16 protein-coding genes and 1 riboswitch are annotated in these 15,197 nt (G+C 70.0%); of the genes, 6 read left to right on the top strand and 10 right to left on the bottom strand.

The window, feature by feature from the left end:
• Positions 1-41: 41 nt before the first annotated feature.
• Genes AWB92_RS16955 through AWB92_RS16940 form a run of 4 tightly spaced genes read right to left on the bottom strand, consistent with a single transcriptional unit; the run spans position 42 to position 3,743 of the window.
• Positions 42-1,514 (bottom strand): M28 family peptidase, encoded by a 1,473-nt coding sequence (locus AWB92_RS16955; RefSeq protein WP_085187537.1) that lies wholly within the window; start codon positions 1,512-1,514, stop codon positions 42-44.
• The gene (locus AWB92_RS16950) at positions 1,511-2,986 is read right to left on the bottom strand and encodes a M28 family metallopeptidase (RefSeq protein ID WP_085187534.1); all 1,476 of its coding nucleotides are present in this window, start codon (positions 2,984-2,986) and stop codon (positions 1,511-1,513) included. Before AWB92_RS16950 ends, AWB92_RS16955 begins: the two co-directional genes overlap by 4 nt.
• Positions 2,979-3,404, bottom strand: coding sequence for a DUF2752 domain-containing protein (locus tag AWB92_RS16945; protein WP_085187531.1), 426 nt, complete (start codon positions 3,402-3,404; stop codon positions 2,979-2,981). Before AWB92_RS16945 ends, AWB92_RS16950 begins: the two co-directional genes overlap by 8 nt.
• Before the next feature lie 15 nt (positions 3,405-3,419).
• Positions 3,420-3,743 carry a CD225/dispanin family protein gene (locus AWB92_RS16940; protein WP_068101329.1) on the bottom strand — a complete coding sequence of 108 codons (324 nt, stop codon included), beginning with the start codon at positions 3,741-3,743 and terminating at the stop codon, positions 3,420-3,422.
• A gap of 346 nt (positions 3,744-4,089) precedes the next feature.
• On the opposite strand from AWB92_RS16940, the gene AWB92_RS16935 reads away from it, so the two are divergent.
• Both AWB92_RS16935 and AWB92_RS16930 read left to right on the top strand, forming a co-directional pair.
• Positions 4,090-4,617 carry a serine/threonine protein kinase gene (locus AWB92_RS16935; protein ID WP_085187756.1) on the top strand — a complete coding sequence of 176 codons (528 nt, stop codon included), beginning with the start codon at positions 4,090-4,092 and terminating at the stop codon, positions 4,615-4,617.
• Between the two features lie 53 nt (positions 4,618-4,670).
• On the top strand, positions 4,671-5,195 hold the full coding sequence (locus AWB92_RS16930; protein ID WP_068101516.1) for a serine/threonine protein kinase: 525 nt from the start codon (positions 4,671-4,673) through the stop codon (positions 5,193-5,195).
• A gap of 4 nt (positions 5,196-5,199) precedes the next feature.
• On the opposite strand, the gene AWB92_RS16925 is transcribed toward AWB92_RS16930, so the two are convergent.
• The 4 genes from AWB92_RS16925 to thiO all read right to left on the bottom strand — a co-directional run bounded on the left by AWB92_RS16925 (position 5,200) and on the right by thiO (position 7,973).
• Positions 5,200-5,967: an SGNH/GDSL hydrolase family protein gene (locus AWB92_RS16925; protein WP_085187528.1), complete on the bottom strand. Its 768-nt coding sequence runs from the start codon at positions 5,965-5,967 to the stop codon at positions 5,200-5,202.
• Positions 5,964-6,668, bottom strand: a complete 705-nt coding sequence (locus AWB92_RS16920) for a thiazole synthase (protein ID WP_241523496.1) — start codon at positions 6,666-6,668, stop codon at positions 5,964-5,966. The genes AWB92_RS16925 and AWB92_RS16920 overlap by 4 nt, the downstream gene beginning before the upstream one ends.
• 103 nt (positions 6,669-6,771) lie before the next feature.
• The gene (gene thiS, locus AWB92_RS16915; protein ID WP_085187525.1) at positions 6,772-6,969 is read right to left on the bottom strand and encodes a sulfur carrier protein ThiS; all 198 of its coding nucleotides are present in this window, start codon (positions 6,967-6,969) and stop codon (positions 6,772-6,774) included.
• Positions 6,966-7,973 (bottom strand): glycine oxidase ThiO, encoded by a 1,008-nt coding sequence (thiO, locus tag AWB92_RS16910; RefSeq protein WP_085187522.1) that lies wholly within the window; start codon positions 7,971-7,973, stop codon positions 6,966-6,968. Before thiO ends, thiS begins: the two co-directional genes overlap by 4 nt.
• A riboswitch (TPP riboswitch) is annotated at positions 7,964-8,074 on the bottom strand. Its footprint overlaps the gene before it by 10 nt.
• Before the next feature lie 28 nt (positions 8,075-8,102).
• Here thiO and thiE point away from each other — a divergent pair.
• Positions 8,103-8,771: a thiamine phosphate synthase gene (thiE, locus tag AWB92_RS16905; protein ID WP_085187519.1), complete on the top strand. Its 669-nt coding sequence runs from the start codon at positions 8,103-8,105 to the stop codon at positions 8,769-8,771.
• Here the strand turns inward: thiE and AWB92_RS16900 are convergent.
• Positions 8,743-9,375, bottom strand: coding sequence for an NUDIX hydrolase (locus AWB92_RS16900; RefSeq protein ID WP_085187516.1), 633 nt, complete (start codon positions 9,373-9,375; stop codon positions 8,743-8,745). The two genes, thiE and AWB92_RS16900, sit on opposite strands and share 29 nt — an antisense overlap.
• Positions 9,376-9,498: 123 nt before the next feature.
• Here AWB92_RS16900 and glnX point away from each other — a divergent pair, with 123 nt between their 5' ends.
• From glnX to AWB92_RS16885, 3 genes are read left to right on the top strand one after another with little or no spacing between them, the layout of a single operon-like run.
• Positions 9,499-10,818, top strand: coding sequence for a protein kinase G-activating protein GlnX (glnX, locus tag AWB92_RS16895; protein WP_068101351.1), 1,320 nt, complete (start codon positions 9,499-9,501; stop codon positions 10,816-10,818).
• Entirely contained in the window at positions 10,815-11,777 is a 963-nt protein-coding gene (locus AWB92_RS16890) for a glutamate ABC transporter substrate-binding protein (RefSeq protein ID WP_241523488.1), read from the top strand. The genes glnX and AWB92_RS16890 overlap by 4 nt, the downstream gene beginning before the upstream one ends.
• Positions 11,777-14,035, top strand: a complete 2,259-nt coding sequence (locus AWB92_RS16885; protein WP_068188832.1) for a serine/threonine-protein kinase PknG — start codon at positions 11,777-11,779, stop codon at positions 14,033-14,035. The genes AWB92_RS16890 and AWB92_RS16885 overlap by 1 nt, the downstream gene beginning before the upstream one ends.
• Positions 14,036-14,264: 229 nt before the next feature.
• Here AWB92_RS16885 and AWB92_RS16880 read toward each other — a convergent pair whose 3' ends face one another.
• Positions 14,265-15,116, bottom strand: a complete 852-nt coding sequence (locus AWB92_RS16880) for a hypothetical protein (protein WP_173817435.1) — start codon at positions 15,114-15,116, stop codon at positions 14,265-14,267.
• Positions 15,117-15,197 lie beyond the last annotated feature (81 nt).

The raw sequence follows: 15,197 nt of genomic DNA, 5'->3' as shown, positions 1-15,197 counted from the left end.
ACGTTCGAGTATGCCACGGCCGTCCGACACCCGATGAACAGCTAGGGCACCCGGGTGCGATGCCGCTTGTCGTGCGGCGGGACGCCGTTGACGCCGCCGATCGACTCCGCGTAGGTGCCCACCGCGAACGCCGCGCCAGAACCCATGACCGCCAACGCGTCTCGATTGACGGTGTCGACGGTGTCGCGGGGGCTCTGGAAGTTGGGGTCGAACGGGACGCCCGCCTGACCGCCCCACAGCCGCGCCTGCACCGTGGTCTTGATCTGCGAAGCACCGGCGGTCAGGCCCCCGACCGGCACGCCCGCGACCATGAACGGGTGGTAGTCGGCCATGGTGGCCAACGGCATGTCGGCGGGCCGCTTGCCGGCCAGGTTCAGGTAGCCGCCGAGGGTGCGCTCGATGCCGGCCGAACCCTCGGGCACGTCGCCGAATGCGATTCCCGGCGTGGGCGGACCGGACTGGTCGCCGTCGTCGGTGAAGAAGCCGGCGTTCGGCGAACCGAGCATGGTGAAGTCGAGGTACATCGCGATGTCGTTGAGCTGATCGCGGTCCATGCCGAAGACGTAATCCATCACGCCGCCCCGGCCGTCCTCGTCGGCGCCCCAGAACGCGAACCGCACCGCGTTGTTCACCGCCGCCAACGGTCCCAGCTGCAGCGCCGTTTCCAGCACCGCCGCCACGCCGGTGCCGTCGTCGTTGATGCCCGGACCGTCGCGCGGACTGTCCAGATGCGCGCCGACCACGATCGTCTCGTGCGGGGAGCCGGTTTCGGTCTGCGCCAACACGTTTCGTGACGAGATCGTGCGGTTCTCGGCGTCCAGCACCAGACGGACCGGCGCGGTGTCGTGCGCGAGCGCCGCGGCGCCGTTGGCCCCGACTACGGCGACCGGCACGGTCAGCTGCTTGAAATAGCCGGGGCCGAACAGCGTCGGCGGAGCGCCCTGCCCGTTGGGTGCGCTGAGCACGATCAGCCCCGCGGCGCCCCGGGCCACGGCGCTGTTCTGCTTGTCGACAACCGAGCAGCCCGCGTCGTCGACGACGGCGATCGCGCCCGCGGGCAGCGCGGCCGGGTAATCGCCGGAGGTGCAGCCCGACGGCCGCGCGGGGTGAACCGCCGGTCCGGTCAGGCCGCCGGGCGCCGTGCGAACCAGCATCGACGCCTGGTCGACCTGATACGTGCGTCCGGCCACCGTCAGCGCGGGTTTACCGGGCGAGACATTGTAGAGCCGGTCGAACTGCGGGGTCGAGACCTTAAAGCCCCTGTCGCGCAACGCCTTCGCCACGTAGTCGACGCTGGCGTCGTAGCCCGGCGTGCCGTCGGCGCGGCTGCCGCGGTTGGCGTTGGCGATGCCCTGCAGCGCGCGCAGGTGCGCGACCATCCGGTCGGCGGTCACTTTCGCCGCCAGTCCCCGGGCCAGATCCGGCGCCGCCGACGACGGGGGCGCCGGCCGCGGTGACGAGCACCCCGCCACCAACCCGATCAGCGCCAGCGCCGCGGCCAGCCGACGGATCATGGCTTGTTGAGCACGTGACGCGTGCGATCGGCCAACACGGGCACGCCATTTCGGCCGCCGAGGTCCTGCGCGTAGAGGGCCACCGCGTAGGCCACGCCGCCGCCGTTGATGCCCAGTGAGATGCGATCGATGTGGTCGAGCGTGTCGGTCTTCTGATGATAGTTGGGGTCGAAGGGCGCGTCGGCGGTGCCGCCCCAGAGCTTGGCCTGATCGGCGGACATCTTGGTCTCGGCGCCCGAGAACAGCCCACCCGCCGGGATGCCGGCCAGCGTGAATCCGTCGTAGTCCGAACGCCCGTCGAACGAGGTGTCCTGCGCGATCTTGCCCGCAGACTTCAAATAGGCGACCAGGGTGCGCTCGATGCCGGCCGAGCCTTCCGGCACCACCGGCTGACCGCGGGCGTCCGCGGGCAGCGATTGGTCCCCGTCATAGGTGAAGTAGCCCGGGTTCGGCGATGCGAGCATGTCGAAGTTCAGGTACAGCGCAATGTCTTTGAGCGCTTCGAGGTTCAGCGATTCCACATAGTTGCGCGAGCCGATCAGCCCGAGTTCCTCCGCGCCCCAAAAGCCGAACCGCACCGCGTTGTGCACCGGCGGCGAATTCCCCAGCTGCGCCGCGGTTTCCAGGACGGCGGCCACTCCGGACCCGTTGTCGTTGATGCCGGGGCCCTCGGGCACGCTGTCCAGGTGCGCGCCCGCCATCACCACGTCGGTAGTCGACCCGGTCTTGGTCTGCGCAATGACGTTGCGGGCCTTGAAGGTTTGGACGCTGGCGTTGAGCTTGATCGTGGTCGGTCCCGGCTGCCCGCGTAGTTGCAGCCCGGTGGACTTGGTGACGCTGACCACCGGGATCTTCACGTCGGTGTCGGGCCCGAGGGTGCCGCCCATCTGCTGCTCGTCGACGTTGTCGGCGATGATCATCGCCACGGCGCCGCGCTGCACCGCCGCGTCCTCCTTCTGGGCGAACGGGCAGGTGCCGCGGTCGACCAGCACCACTGCGCCCCGCGCCCCGTCGAAGTCGGAGGGATGGCAGCCCGGGTCGGCCCCTGCCGGCACCGCCACCAGCGGCCCGCTCACCCCGTCGGGCGGGGTGCCGAGGCTGAAGTCCAGTGGCCGCGCCTCCACGGCCACCCCGCCGACCGTCACCGTCGGCTTGTCGCCGTGAAAGACCCGGGCCGAGAATTCGGGCGTCTGAACGTCAAAGCCGCTGTGGCGCAGCGTGTTCACCACGTAGTCGACGCTGGCGTCGTAGCCGGGGGTGCCCACCGCGCGGGTGCCATTGTTGGCGTTGGCGATGTCCTGGAGTTTCGACAGGTGCGCCATCATGGCGTCGGTAGTGACCTTGTCGTGCACCGAGGTCGCGAACTCGGCCGCGTCACCGGCGGCCGGCTGCGAGCCGTTGCGGCCATGCGAGCAACCCGCCAGAAACGCGGTCAGGGCGACCACGGCGAGCAGGGGCCTGAGGCTAAACATAAAGCGCGGTGAATGGCGCAAAGGGCAGATTGCGCACCACGAACCAGGCCGCCACCAGCACCAGCGTCACCGCGGCCGCCCAGCGCTGGTGCTGCCAGCCCCGGACCGGCCGGCCCGTCACCCGGCCGAAGGTCCACGCGCCGTACGCCCACACCAGCAACACCAGCGCCACCAGGCCCAGCGCGTTGAACCTGGCGGCCGCCAACACGTTGCCGTGCATCAGCGAATACAACATCCGGGCACTGCCACACCCCGGGCAGTCGATGCCCAACAGGGCCTTGGTGGGACACACCGGCAGAGGCCCACCCGGGGTCGTCGGATCACCCACCCAGGTCGCGGCGCAGACCAGGGTGGTGGACGCCGCAACCAGGAGCGGCGCACCCAAACTCAGGCGCACCGACCCTGGGCGGGTCACCATGATCGCGACGCCGGCTTAGAACATCGCGGCAAGCGCCGCATTCGTGTTGGTGTTCAGCGCACCAACCGCCATCAAGATGGCGTAGATGACACCCACGACCACACCGATGACGGCGGACCAGATCACCCATTTCTTGGCGCTGTCGGCGGACGCCTGAGCCTCTGCGTACCGGCCCTGTGCCCACAAACCATTGACCTGGCTGGACTTGACGATCGCCACGATCCCGAACGGCAGACAGCAGAAGAGCGTCACCAGAATCGACCACACCAAGTAGTTGTTCGGCGCTTGCCCCGCAGGTTGCTGTGGCGGGTATCCGGGCGGAGGGGGCGGCTGTGTCATGGATTCTCCAGTCGAGGCGAGTTAGCTGGCGTCGAGCGGTGCTTACCATACCGGAGCGGCGCCGCGAGGGCACTATCTCGGCGAAATTCGCCGTTTCCGCCGGCCGCGCGCCCGTTCCGCCGGGGCCGCTCGCGTTGCCGCCCATCGGGCGAGTAGCCCCGGACGAACCCGAAAGTCGCTGGCTGGCAACCGGTTTGCTGACCCGATAACTTTCGTCGCCGAATCCGACAATAATGCCCAGACAGATAATTTCCAGCGGAATGTGTTGCATGGACAGGACATAGCCCTACGATCCCTTTAGCGGATGCACTATTTCCGGTGAGCGACGCACCGTTAGGAGCCAATGATGCCTCAACTCAGCAGGGCGCTGCGCGCCGCGGCGGCCACCGTGGCCGCGGGCAGTTGCGCGTTCGCCGGTGCCAGCACGGCGGCCGCGGACCCCACCAATACCGGTAGCTCGGCGGACATCAACACGCTGGCCGCCAATCTGTCGAAAGGCTACGGGCTCAACAACTGCACGGCCGGAAACCTCGACGCCGGTGAACTCGCCGTGCTCACCTGCGGGCAGAGCCCCGACCCGAGCGGCCCGATTCAGGCCAGGTACATCCTGTTCAACAACACCGACAACCTGACCGGTTCGTTCAAGACCAGCATCAAGGACGACGTGCTCACCGCGTGCGGGGACGCCGGCCAGTCGCCCACCACCTGGCACCAGGGCAGCAACAACGCCAACTCCGGATCGGTGGCGTGCGGGACATACCAGAATGCCGCGGAGATCATCTGGACCACGGACGCCAAGAACATCTTGAGCCTCATCCGTGGGTCGAACAACGACGTCCCCGCGCTCTACCAGTGGTGGCGTGCGAACGGCTGAGGCCCGAAAGACGCTCGGTCGCTTGGTTTTCCAACACAACAAAGGAGTTCAGAATGTCCCCTCTCACCAAGGCGTTGCGGGCGGCGTCGGCCGCGGCGCTCATGGGCGCTTCGGTCATCGTCGGCACCGCCACGGCGACCGCGGATCCCGGCACGGGTAGCTCGGCGGACATCAACACGCTGGCCGCCAATCTGTCGAAGGGCTACGGCCTCAACACTTGCCAGCCGGCCCCGCTGTCCGGCCCGATCCTGGCCGAGCTCGACTGCGGGCAGAGCCCCGACCCCAACGGCCCGGCCGCCGGCGTCTACCAGCTCTACAGCAACGGCAGCGACCTGGCCGCCGCGTTCACCGGCGGCATCAACGGCGTATCGCTGAGCCCGTGCGGGGACAACGGCCAGTCACCGGGCACCTGGCACACGGGCAGCACCGGCGCGACGGCGGGCCAGGTGGCGTGCGGGACCTATAAGAACGCGGCGGTCATCACCTGGACCACCGACGCCAAGAACGTGTTGAGCCACATCCGCGCGTCCAACACCGACGTCAACGCGCTCTACCAGTGGTGGCGCACCAACGGCTGAGCTTTTACAGTTGCGCGGCAAGTAAATCCGCGACGGCGCGCATCCCGGCGTCGTTGGGATGCAGCGGGGCGGGGCGCCCGGGCAGGGACACGCCGTAGCGCGCCGGGGTGGTCGTCCACGGCTCGGCGGACCAGGCGTGGTGGTCCCGGCTGGCCGCGGCGGCGCCGACGATCTCGCACCCGGTCGCCGCGGCCGCGTCGGCGGTGCGGCGTTCGAGGGTCGCGGCCACGTGCCGCCCGAGGTCGGCGTCCGCCTGACGCAGCGGCGGGGCCGGAGCGTCGGCGGGCGGCAGGATGGTCAGGTAGTCGACGAAGACGACCCGGGCCTTCGGGGAGCGCTGCCGCACCGCCGCCCCGACCGCGCACAACGAATCGAACACGTCGGCCAGCGCCCGATCGCGCGTTTCACGGTCCAGCAGTTCGGATATCAGCCCGCCCAGCAGCGGCAGGCGCCGCGCGGCGTGCGGCAGCGACGCGGCCATCAAGAGCGGAACGTAGCCGACGTCGTTGCCGCCGATGGTCACCGTGACCACGGCCTCCGAGCCGTCCAGCGCGGTGATCTGCGGCGGCCAGCCGCGCTGGTGATCGGCGAGCACGTGGGCGGTGGTCGCGCCGGAAAAGGTGACGTCGACCAGCTTGAGGCTCAGCCGTTCGGCGACCAGGTGCGGGTAGTTGCGGGCGGATCGGCCCGACCAGAGCGGGGCGCCCTCGGCGCGGGGCCGGATGCCGGGGCCGGCGGCCATCGAACTGCCCAGCGCGACATAACGTTTCATGGCTCGGGGGACGACGCCTGGGCCCAGAACCGTTTGGGGATCCGCCCGGCCCGCCGCGCCAGGTATCCCGCGGTGACGGCCGCGGCCATGGCGGCGGCCATAGCGGGCGGGTCCGCGGCGCGGGTCACCGCGGTCGCCAACAGCACCGCGTCGCAACCCAATTCCATCGCCAGCGCGGCGTCGCTCGCGGTGCCGATGCCGGCGTCGAGCACCACCGGGACGCCGGCCCGCGCGACGATCATCTCGATGTTGTGCGGGTTCGTGATGCCCAGGCCGGTGCCGATGGGCGCGCCCAGTGGCATCACCGCCGCGCACCCGGCGTCTTCGAGCCGGCGGGCGAGCGCCGGGTCATCGTTGGTGTACGGCAGCACGACGAACCCGTCGTCCACCAATTGCTCTGCCGCGCGGACCAATTCGACGGCGTCCGGCAGCAGCGTGCGTTCGTCGGCGATCACCTCGAGCTTGACCCAGTTGGTGTCCAGCGCCTCGCGGGCCAGCTGGGCGGTGAGCACGGCCTCGGCGGCGCCGCGGCAGCCCGCGGTGTTGGGCAGCGGCGTGATGCCCAGCCGGTTGAGCAGGTCCAGCAGCCCGGTCCCGCCCTCGGCGTCGACGCGGCGGATCGCCACGGTGGTCAGCTCGGTGCCCGACGCGATCAGCGCCTCTTCGAGCACCGCCAGGTTCGTCGCTCCCCCGGTGCCCATGATGAGCCGCGAGGCGAAGCTGCGATCCGCGATCGTCAGTTTCGCTTCCGTGCCCTGAGGATGCGGGCCAGGTTGGCCCGAGGAGGAAGGGGACAATTCGCCTCTAGCCACCCTGCACCGCCGTCACCACCTCGAGTCGGGCACCATCAAAAAGTATTGCCGTCCAGTCGGATCGCGGGAGTACGGCGTCGTCCATCGCCACTGCGATGCCGCGGGCGGGGAACCCCAGCGACTCCAGCAGCGCGGCCACGGTGGTCTGCTCGTCGACCTCGACCGTTTTCTCGTTGACCGTGACGATCATGACCGCGCCCCGACCGGAACCAGCTCGGCGACAACCTGTTCGGCGGTCCACGGCGCTAGCAGGAACCCGGACCGGCCGTGGCCCGCCGCGACCAGGGTTCGCTCGTCGACGCGCTGCACGAGGGGCAGGTTATCGGGCGTCATCGGGCGCAGCCCGGCCGCGCACTCAGCCAGCTCGTACTCGCCGAGCGCCGGCAGCACCGCGCACGCGTCGTCAAGCAGGTCCCGCACCCCCGACACCACCGGGGCCGTGTCGCGGCCGTGCTCGTATTGGGTGGCGCCGACGACCACCCCGTCCCCGCGCGGCACCAGGTACACCTGTCGCCCGTGCACGCGGGCGCGAATCACCCGCTGCAGCAACGGCATACATCCCTTTCGCCAGCGCAGGCGCAGCACCTCGCCCTTCACCGGCCGCACCGGCAGCCCCGGCCACAACGCAGGCGCGTCGATGCCGTTGGCGATCACCACCGCGTCCGCCTCGACCCGCTTGAGGTCGTTCACCGGCCCGGCCCACCGCACCCCGAGGCTCTCGCAGTCCCGGCCCAGCGCGCCCAGCACGGCGCGGTTGTCCACCGCCAGCTCGGTGGGCGCGCGAAAGCCGTGCCGGATCCCTTGCGCCAGCAGCGGTTCGACCTCGCGGGCGGCCGGCTCCCACACCACCGGATGGCCCTGCTCGGACAACCAGTCGGCGACGGTGCGCAGGTCCGCGACATCGGCGCGGTCGACGGCCACCACCAGCGACTCGCGGGCGGTGATCACCCCCGGCGGCCAGCCGTCGGTGAAGCCGCCCTCGCGCCACAGCCGCAACGACTCCAGGCCCAGCCGCAGCAACCGCTCTTCGCCGGGCCAACCCTCGCTGTGCGGGGCGAGCATCCCGCCCGCCACCCATGACGCACCCGGTTCCCCGGTGTGGTGCACGACGACCGACCATCCGGCCCGCGCCGCGCGGCGCGCCACCGACAGCCCGATGACACCGCCGCCGATGACGGCCAGTGAGTCTTGCATCCTTTGCTCCCTTCGCCGGCATGACCCGGATCAGGTGTGACGGTAAGGGCGTGCGCGCCCACTCTCAGTCCCCGGTCGCTAGGACTCCCGTGCTCTTCGGGTTCCACGCTAGCGCGCTAGCGTCGCGGTGTGCACCAACCGTCCACCCGCCTGGCGGCGGCCAGGCTGTATCTGTGTACCGACGCGCGCCGCGAGCGCGGCGACCTGGCCGAGTTCGTCGACGCCGCGCTGGCCGGCGGGGTCGACATCGTCCAGCTGCGCGACAAGGGGTCGCCGGGTGAGCAGCGGTTCGGTCCGCTCGAGGCCCGCGCCGAGCTGGCCGCGCTCGAGGTCCTGGCCGACGCGGCCCGCCGGCACGGCGCCCTGTTCGCAGTCAACGACCGCGCCGATATCGCCCGCGCGGCCAGCGCCGACGTGCTGCACCTGGGCCAGGGGGACCTGCCGCCGGCCGTGGCCCGCGACATCGTCGGGCCGGAGGTGCTGATCGGCCTGTCCAGCCACGACACTTGCCAGATGACCGCCGCCGCCGGCGCGGCCGACTACTTCTGCGTCGGGCCGTGCTGGCCCACCCCGACCAAGCCCGGCCGTGCCGCGCCGGGGCTGGACCTGGTGCGTGCGGCCGCCCAGCTCGGTGGGGACAAGCCGTGGTTCGCGATCGGCGGCATCGACGGCCCGCGGCTGCCCGAGGTGCTCGACGCCGGTGCCCGCCGGATCGTGGTGGTGCGGGCGATCACCGCGGCCGAGGATCCGCGGGCCGCGGCCGAGGCGCTCAGGTCGGCGCTTGCAGCAGCGAGCTGACCAGGCGGCTCAGCTGCGACGGCTCCTCGTCGGCATCACCCGGCATGCACCACACGAAGACCCCGGCCTCGACCTCGAGTGTCCGCGGCAGGTGCTGGCGCCGTTCGTCGCCGTAGTCCAGCGGCAACAACGCGGGCGAAGTGCGCAGCCGCTGCCAGCTGGCCGCGAAGCCGGGATGCAGCGGCAGGTCGGCCACCTCGCTCTCGGCGACCCAGCGCATCTCGGCGCTTTCCCGATTGGGGACGGTGTCCAGCAACTCGGCCGCATCGGCGACGACGGTCGTGTAAGTCCAGCTGGTGCCGCCGAGCCCGGTCACCTCGGCGGTGACGACCGCGGCGCGCACGGCGAGCCGCTCGGCCCGCAGGCCGGCCTCCTCGTGCGCCTCGCGGACGGCGGTTTGCTCCGGCGTCTCGTGGCTGTCCCGCGCGCCGCCCGGCAGGCCCCACGTCCCGCCCTGGTGACTCCACACCGCCCGGTGCTGCAGCAGGACCGCGGGCGTGCCGTCGGGCCGCGGCGCGCGCAACAGCAAGCCGGCCGCGCCGTAGCGGCCCCAGTAGTGGGCGCCGCTGTCGGATACCACCCATCCGTCGCCGTCGCCCTGCACGAGATCAGGATATGCAGGCGACCCCGCCGGTCAATTGACTCGCCTCCCCCCATCCGCCCGAACATTCTCTTAGAATTCGCTTATCCAGGTTCGTGGGCCGAAAGTTATGAGGGCTGAGTAGACGTGACGGTTGAGCTGGCGCACCCGTCGACCGAACCAAAGGGGTCGCGGTCCCCGGCCGAACCGGCACACCCGCGCTGGTGGTTCATCTCCACGACGCCGGGCCGCATCCTGACCATCGGGATCGTGCTGGCGGCCCTCGGCGTCTCCAGCGCGTTCGCCACCTCGACGACCATCAACCACCGGCAGCAGGTGCTGTCCACGGTGCTCAACCACACCGAGCCGCTGTCGTTCGCCGCCGGACGGCTCTACACCACGCTGTCGGTGGCCGACGCCGCGGCGGCCACCGCGTTCATCGCGCAGGCCGAACCGCGCCCGGTCCGGCAGCGCTACGAGCAGGCCATCACCGACGCCGCGGTGGCCGTGACGAGGGCGTCGAGCGGGCTGACCGACGAACCCCTGGTGCAGTTACTGGGCCGGCTCAACGCCGAGTTGGCCGTCTACACCGGGCTGATCGAGATCGCGCGGACCAACAACCGGGAAGGCAATCCCGTCGGGTCGTCGTACCTGTCGGAGGCCTCCGGGCTGATGCAGTCGCAGATCCTGCCCGACGCGGCGCAGCTGTATCAGGCGACCTCCGATCGGGTGGACAGCGAAACCACCGCGTCCACTCACTTCCCCGCCCCGGTGATCCTCGTCGTCGCCAGCACGGTGGTCTTCGGCGCGTTCTCGCATCGCTGGCTGGCCCGCCGCACCCGGCGCCGAATCAACCCGGGGCTGGTCGTCGGCGCCCTCGGTATCCTCGTCATGGTGGTATGGGTCGGAACCGCGCTGACCATTTCGACGACCGCGAGTCGCAGCGCCAAGGACACCGCCGCGGAGTCGCTGCGGACCGTCACCAACGTCGCCATCACCGCCCAGCAGGCGCGGGCCGACGAGACGCTTTCGCTGATCCGCCGCGGTGACGAGGAGATGCGCAAGCAGTCGTTCTACCAGCGCATCGACTCCATGCACTCCCAGCTCGACCAGTACATGTCGCGCAGCGACGCCGTCGACAAGCCGGACCTGCAGGGTGCGGATCAGCTCCTGCTGCGCTGGCGGCAGGCCAACGACCGGATCAACTCCTACATCTCGGTGGGCAACTACCGCGCCGCCACCCAGGTCGCGCTCGGCAGCGGCGAGGACGACTCCACCCCGGCGTTCGACAAACTCGAGGACGAGCTCGGCAAGGCGATGGATCAGAGCCGCACCCACCTGCGAAACGACGTGCTCAGCGCGCGCAGCGGGTTGTCCGGCGCCCAGGTGGGCGGCGTGGTGCTGTCCCTCGGCGCGGCCATCGCCGTGGCGCTGGGCCTGTGGCCGCGGCTCAGGGAGTACCGGTGATCAGGCGCTGCCTGGTGGCACTCGCGGCGGTCGGCCTGCTCGCGGGCTGCAGCCATACCGAGACGCTGACCGTGGCCACCGCGCCGACGCTGCCGCCGCCCACGCCGGTCGGCATGCAGCAGTTGCCCCCGGAGCCGCCGCTGCCGCCGGACGACCCGAGCCAGGGCTGCGACCTGACCGCGAGCCTGCGCCCCTTCCCCAACAAGGCCGAGGCGGACGCCGCCGTCGCCGACATCCGGGCCCGCGGCAGGCTGATCGTCGGGCTCGACATCGGCAGCAACCTGTTCAGCTTCCGCGACCCGATCACCGGCGAGATCACCGGCTTCGACGTCGACATCGCCGGCGAGATCGCACGCGACATCTTCGGCGCCCCCTCGCACGTCGAGTACCGCATCCTGTCGTCGGAGGAACGCGTCACCGCGCTGCAGCGCAACGAGGTCGACGTCGTCGTCAAGACCATGACGATCACCTGCGAGCGGCGCAAGCTGGTGAACTTCTCCACCGTCTACCTCGACGCCAACCAGCGCATCCTGGCCCCGCGCGACTCGCCGATCGTCCGGGCGGCCGACCTGTCCGGCAAGCGGGTCTGCGTGGCCCGGGGCACGACGTCGCTGCATCGGATCCAGCAGATCGATCCGGCGCCGGTCATCGTGTCGGTGGTGAACTGGGCCGACTGCCTGGTGGCCATGCAGCAGCGTGAGATCGACGCCGTCAGCACCGACGACTCCATCCTGGCCGGGCTGGTGGAGGAGGACCCGTACCTGCACATCGTCGGACCGAACATGGCCACCCAGCCGTACGGCATCGGCGTCAACCTCAACAATCCCGGGCTGGTCCGGTTCGTCAACGGCACGCTGGAGCGCATCCGTCGTGACGGGACGTGGAACACGTTGTACCGCAAGTGGTTGACGGTTCTGGGGCCGGCACCCGCCCCGCCCACGCCGAGGTATCTGGACTGATGGCCGAGCCGATGGATTCCGAGGACGTCGGCACCCAGGCGCCCGACGTGCAAACCGGTGCGGCGGCGGAGTCGCGGCCGCAGGCCACTCAGGCGTTGTTCCGCCCCGACTTCGACGACGATGACGACGACGATTTCCTCATCCCGGGCATAGACATCGAGGCGCCGGAGCGGATGACGGTGGCCACCCGGGTGCTGCCGCCGACCCGTCAGCTCGGCGGCGGGCTGGTCGAGATCCCGCGCGTGCGCGACATCGATCCGCTCGAGGCGCTGATGACCAATCCGGTGGTGCCGGAGTCCAAGCGCTTCTGCTGGAACTGCGGAAAGCCCGTCGGCCGGTCGGGCTCCGAGGGCAAGGGCGCGTCGGAGGGCTGGTGCCCCGCCTGTGGCAGCCCGTATTCGTTTCTGCCGCAGCTGAATCCGGGCGATATCGTCGCGGGCCAGTACGAGGTGAAGGGCTGCATCGCGCACGGCGGGCTGGGCTGGGTCTACCTGGCGGTCGACCACAACGTCAACGACCGCCCGGTGGTGCTCAAGGGCCTGGTGCATTCCGGTGACGCCGAAGCGCAGGCGATCGCGATGGCCGAGCGCCAGTTCCTGGCCGAGGTGGTGCACCCGCAGATCGTGCAGATCTTCAACTTCGTCGAGCACACCGACCGGCACGGGGAGCCGGTCGGCTACATCGTCATGGAGTACATCGGCGGGCAGTCGCTGCGGCGCAACCTCAAGGACGGCAAGTCCGAGAAGTTGCCCGTCTCCGAGGCCATCGCCTACCTGCTCGAGATCATGCCCGCGCTGAGCTACCTGCATTCGATCGGCCTGGTCTACAACGACCTGAAGCCGGAGAACATCATGCTCACCGAGGAGCAGCTCAAGCTGATCGACCTGGGCGCGGTGTCGCGGATCAATTCGTTCGGATATCTTTACGGCACACCGGGTTTCCAGGCGCCGGAGATCGTGCGGACCGGCCCGACGGTGGCCACCGACATCTACACGGTGGGGCGCACGCTGGCGGCGCTGACGTTGAACCTGCGCACCCGCAACGGCCGCTACGTCGACGGGTTGCCGGACGACGATCCCGTGCTGAAGACCTACGACTCGTACGGCCGGCTGCTGCGCCGCGCGACCGACCCCGACCCGAGGCGCCGGTTTTCCACCGCCGAGGAGATGTCGGCGCAGTTGATGGGTGTGCTCCGGGAGGTGGTCGCCCAGGACACCCGGATCCCGCGGCCCGGCCTGTCGACGATCTTCTCCCCCAGCCGGTCGACGTTCGGGGTCGATCTGCTGGTCGCGCACACCGACGTGTACCTGGACGGCCAGGTCCATTCGGAGAAGCTGACGGCCCGGGAGATCGTGACCGCGCTGCCGGTGCCACTGGTCGATCCGACCGACGTCGCCGCCCCGGTGCTGCAGGCGACGGTGCTCTCCCAGCCGGTGCAGACGCTGGACTCGCTGCGCGCCGCGCGGCACGGTTCGCTGGACGCCGACGGCATCGAGGTGGCCGAGTCGATCGAGCTGCCGCTGATGGAGGTCCGCGCGCTGCTGGACCTGGGCGACGTGGCCAAGGCCACCCGCAAGCTCGACGACCTCGCCGAGCGGGTCGGCTGGCGGTGGCGGCTGGTGTGGTATCGGGCCGTCTCCGAGCTGCTGACCGGCGACTACGAGTCGGCCACAAAGCATTTCACCGAGGTGCTGGACACCTTCCCCGGCGAGCTCGCGCCCAAGCTGGCGCTGGCCGCCACTGCCGAGCTGGCCGGCAATCCCGACGAGCACAAGTTCTACGAGACGGTGTGGAAGACCAACGACGGCGTGATCTCCGCCGCCTTCGGTCTGGCCAGAGCCCTTTCGGCCGAGGGCAATCGTGAAGAGGCGGTCAACACGCTGGACGAAGTCCCGCCCACCTCAAGGCATTTCACCACCGCGCGGCTGACCAGCGCGGTGACGCTGATGTCCGGCCGCTCCACCCGCGAGATCACCGAGGCGCAGATCCGCGACGCCGCCCGCCGCGTCGAGGCGCTCCCGCCCACCGAGCCGCGGGTGCTACAGATCCGCGCCCTGGTGCTTGGCGGCGCGATGGACTGGCTGCAGGACAACGAGGCCAGCACCAATCACATCCTCGGCTTCCCGTTCACCGAGCACGGCCTGCGACTGGGCGTCGAGGCGTCGCTGCGCAGCCTGGCCCGCGTCGCGCCCACGCAGCGGCACCGCTACACACTGGTGGACATGGCGAACAAGGTGCGGCCCACGAGCACGTTCTAGCTTCTTTGTGGGTTTGCCTTCGTGTGAATCGTGGGCTTTCCGTGTGAATCCTGGGCGGCAAAATCGCCCGGATCCCTCCACCACTTCACACTGAAAGCCGTCAGTTCACACTCAACGGCCGATGAGTTCGAGTGTGAATCGTGGGCTTTCAGTGTGAATCCTGGGCGGGAAAATCGCCGGGATCCCGCCGCCGGCTCACACTCAAAACCCAGAGCTCACACTCAACGGGTCAGCATGCAGCCCAACCGCGTTCGATCAGCGCCGCGCGCACTCGGCGCACAATATTCGCGCGGTGATCCTCAGCGACGACCCGGACGATGATCCAGCCCATTCGCTCGAGCGTCTCCAAGCGCTGGATGTCGTAGACGTACCGGCGACGATCGGTCTGGTGTTGATCACCGTCATATTCGACGCCGACCATGTACTCGTCCCAACCCACATCGATGTGGGCGACCGGCAGGCCGTCCACGCCGAGCACCGGTATCTGGGTCTGCGGCCGTGGCAACCCGGCATCGATGAGCAACAGCCGCAGGTAGCTCTCCCTGGGTGACGCTGAGCCCGGGTCGACCAGCTCCAGCGCGGTCTCCAGTCGCCGCAACCCGGGCGCGTGGGGATGGCACTTCGCGATGCGCAGCACGTCCTCGGTCTTGAAACCCGTTGCGCGCGCGAGCGCGTCGAGCCGGACGACCGCCGAGCGGATGGCGCCGCGCCGGCCGACGTCGAACGCCGTCCGCTCGGGCGTGGTGACGGCGCGCCCGTCCATGACTTGCGTCTCGCCCTCGAGCAGGGCATCGCGCCGGGTCAGCACGCCGAGGGGCGGTCGGGTGTTGGCGTGATTGAGCTCGATCGGAACATTGTCGGGGATCCACTTGGAGCCGTGCAGCGCCGCGGCGGCCGCGCCCACGATCGTCGCCTGGCGTCGCGACCACAGCCAGGCCGCGGCGATCCGCTGCTCAAGGGACGGCTCGGCGCCGTTGTGTAGGTAGACGTTCGGAAAGACCGCGCTATAACGCGTGCGCAGTTGATGCCGGTTCAACGCCCCGGAAGCCAGTGCCTCGCTGCCGATGAACGGTTTTCCCAATTCCATGTCGGAACGGTCGCACTCCGACGGGTGACGGTGTTTACAGCTATCCACAGGGCGGCTGAGTGTGAATGGGCGGCT

Origin of the sequence: Mycobacterium sp. IEC1808 (assembly GCF_002101935.1) — a bacterium.
Taxonomy (GTDB): domain Bacteria; phylum Actinomycetota; class Actinomycetes; order Mycobacteriales; family Mycobacteriaceae; genus Mycobacterium.
Note: the sequence above shows the minus strand (reverse complement) of the source record. Positions and strands in the feature narration are given on the sequence as shown.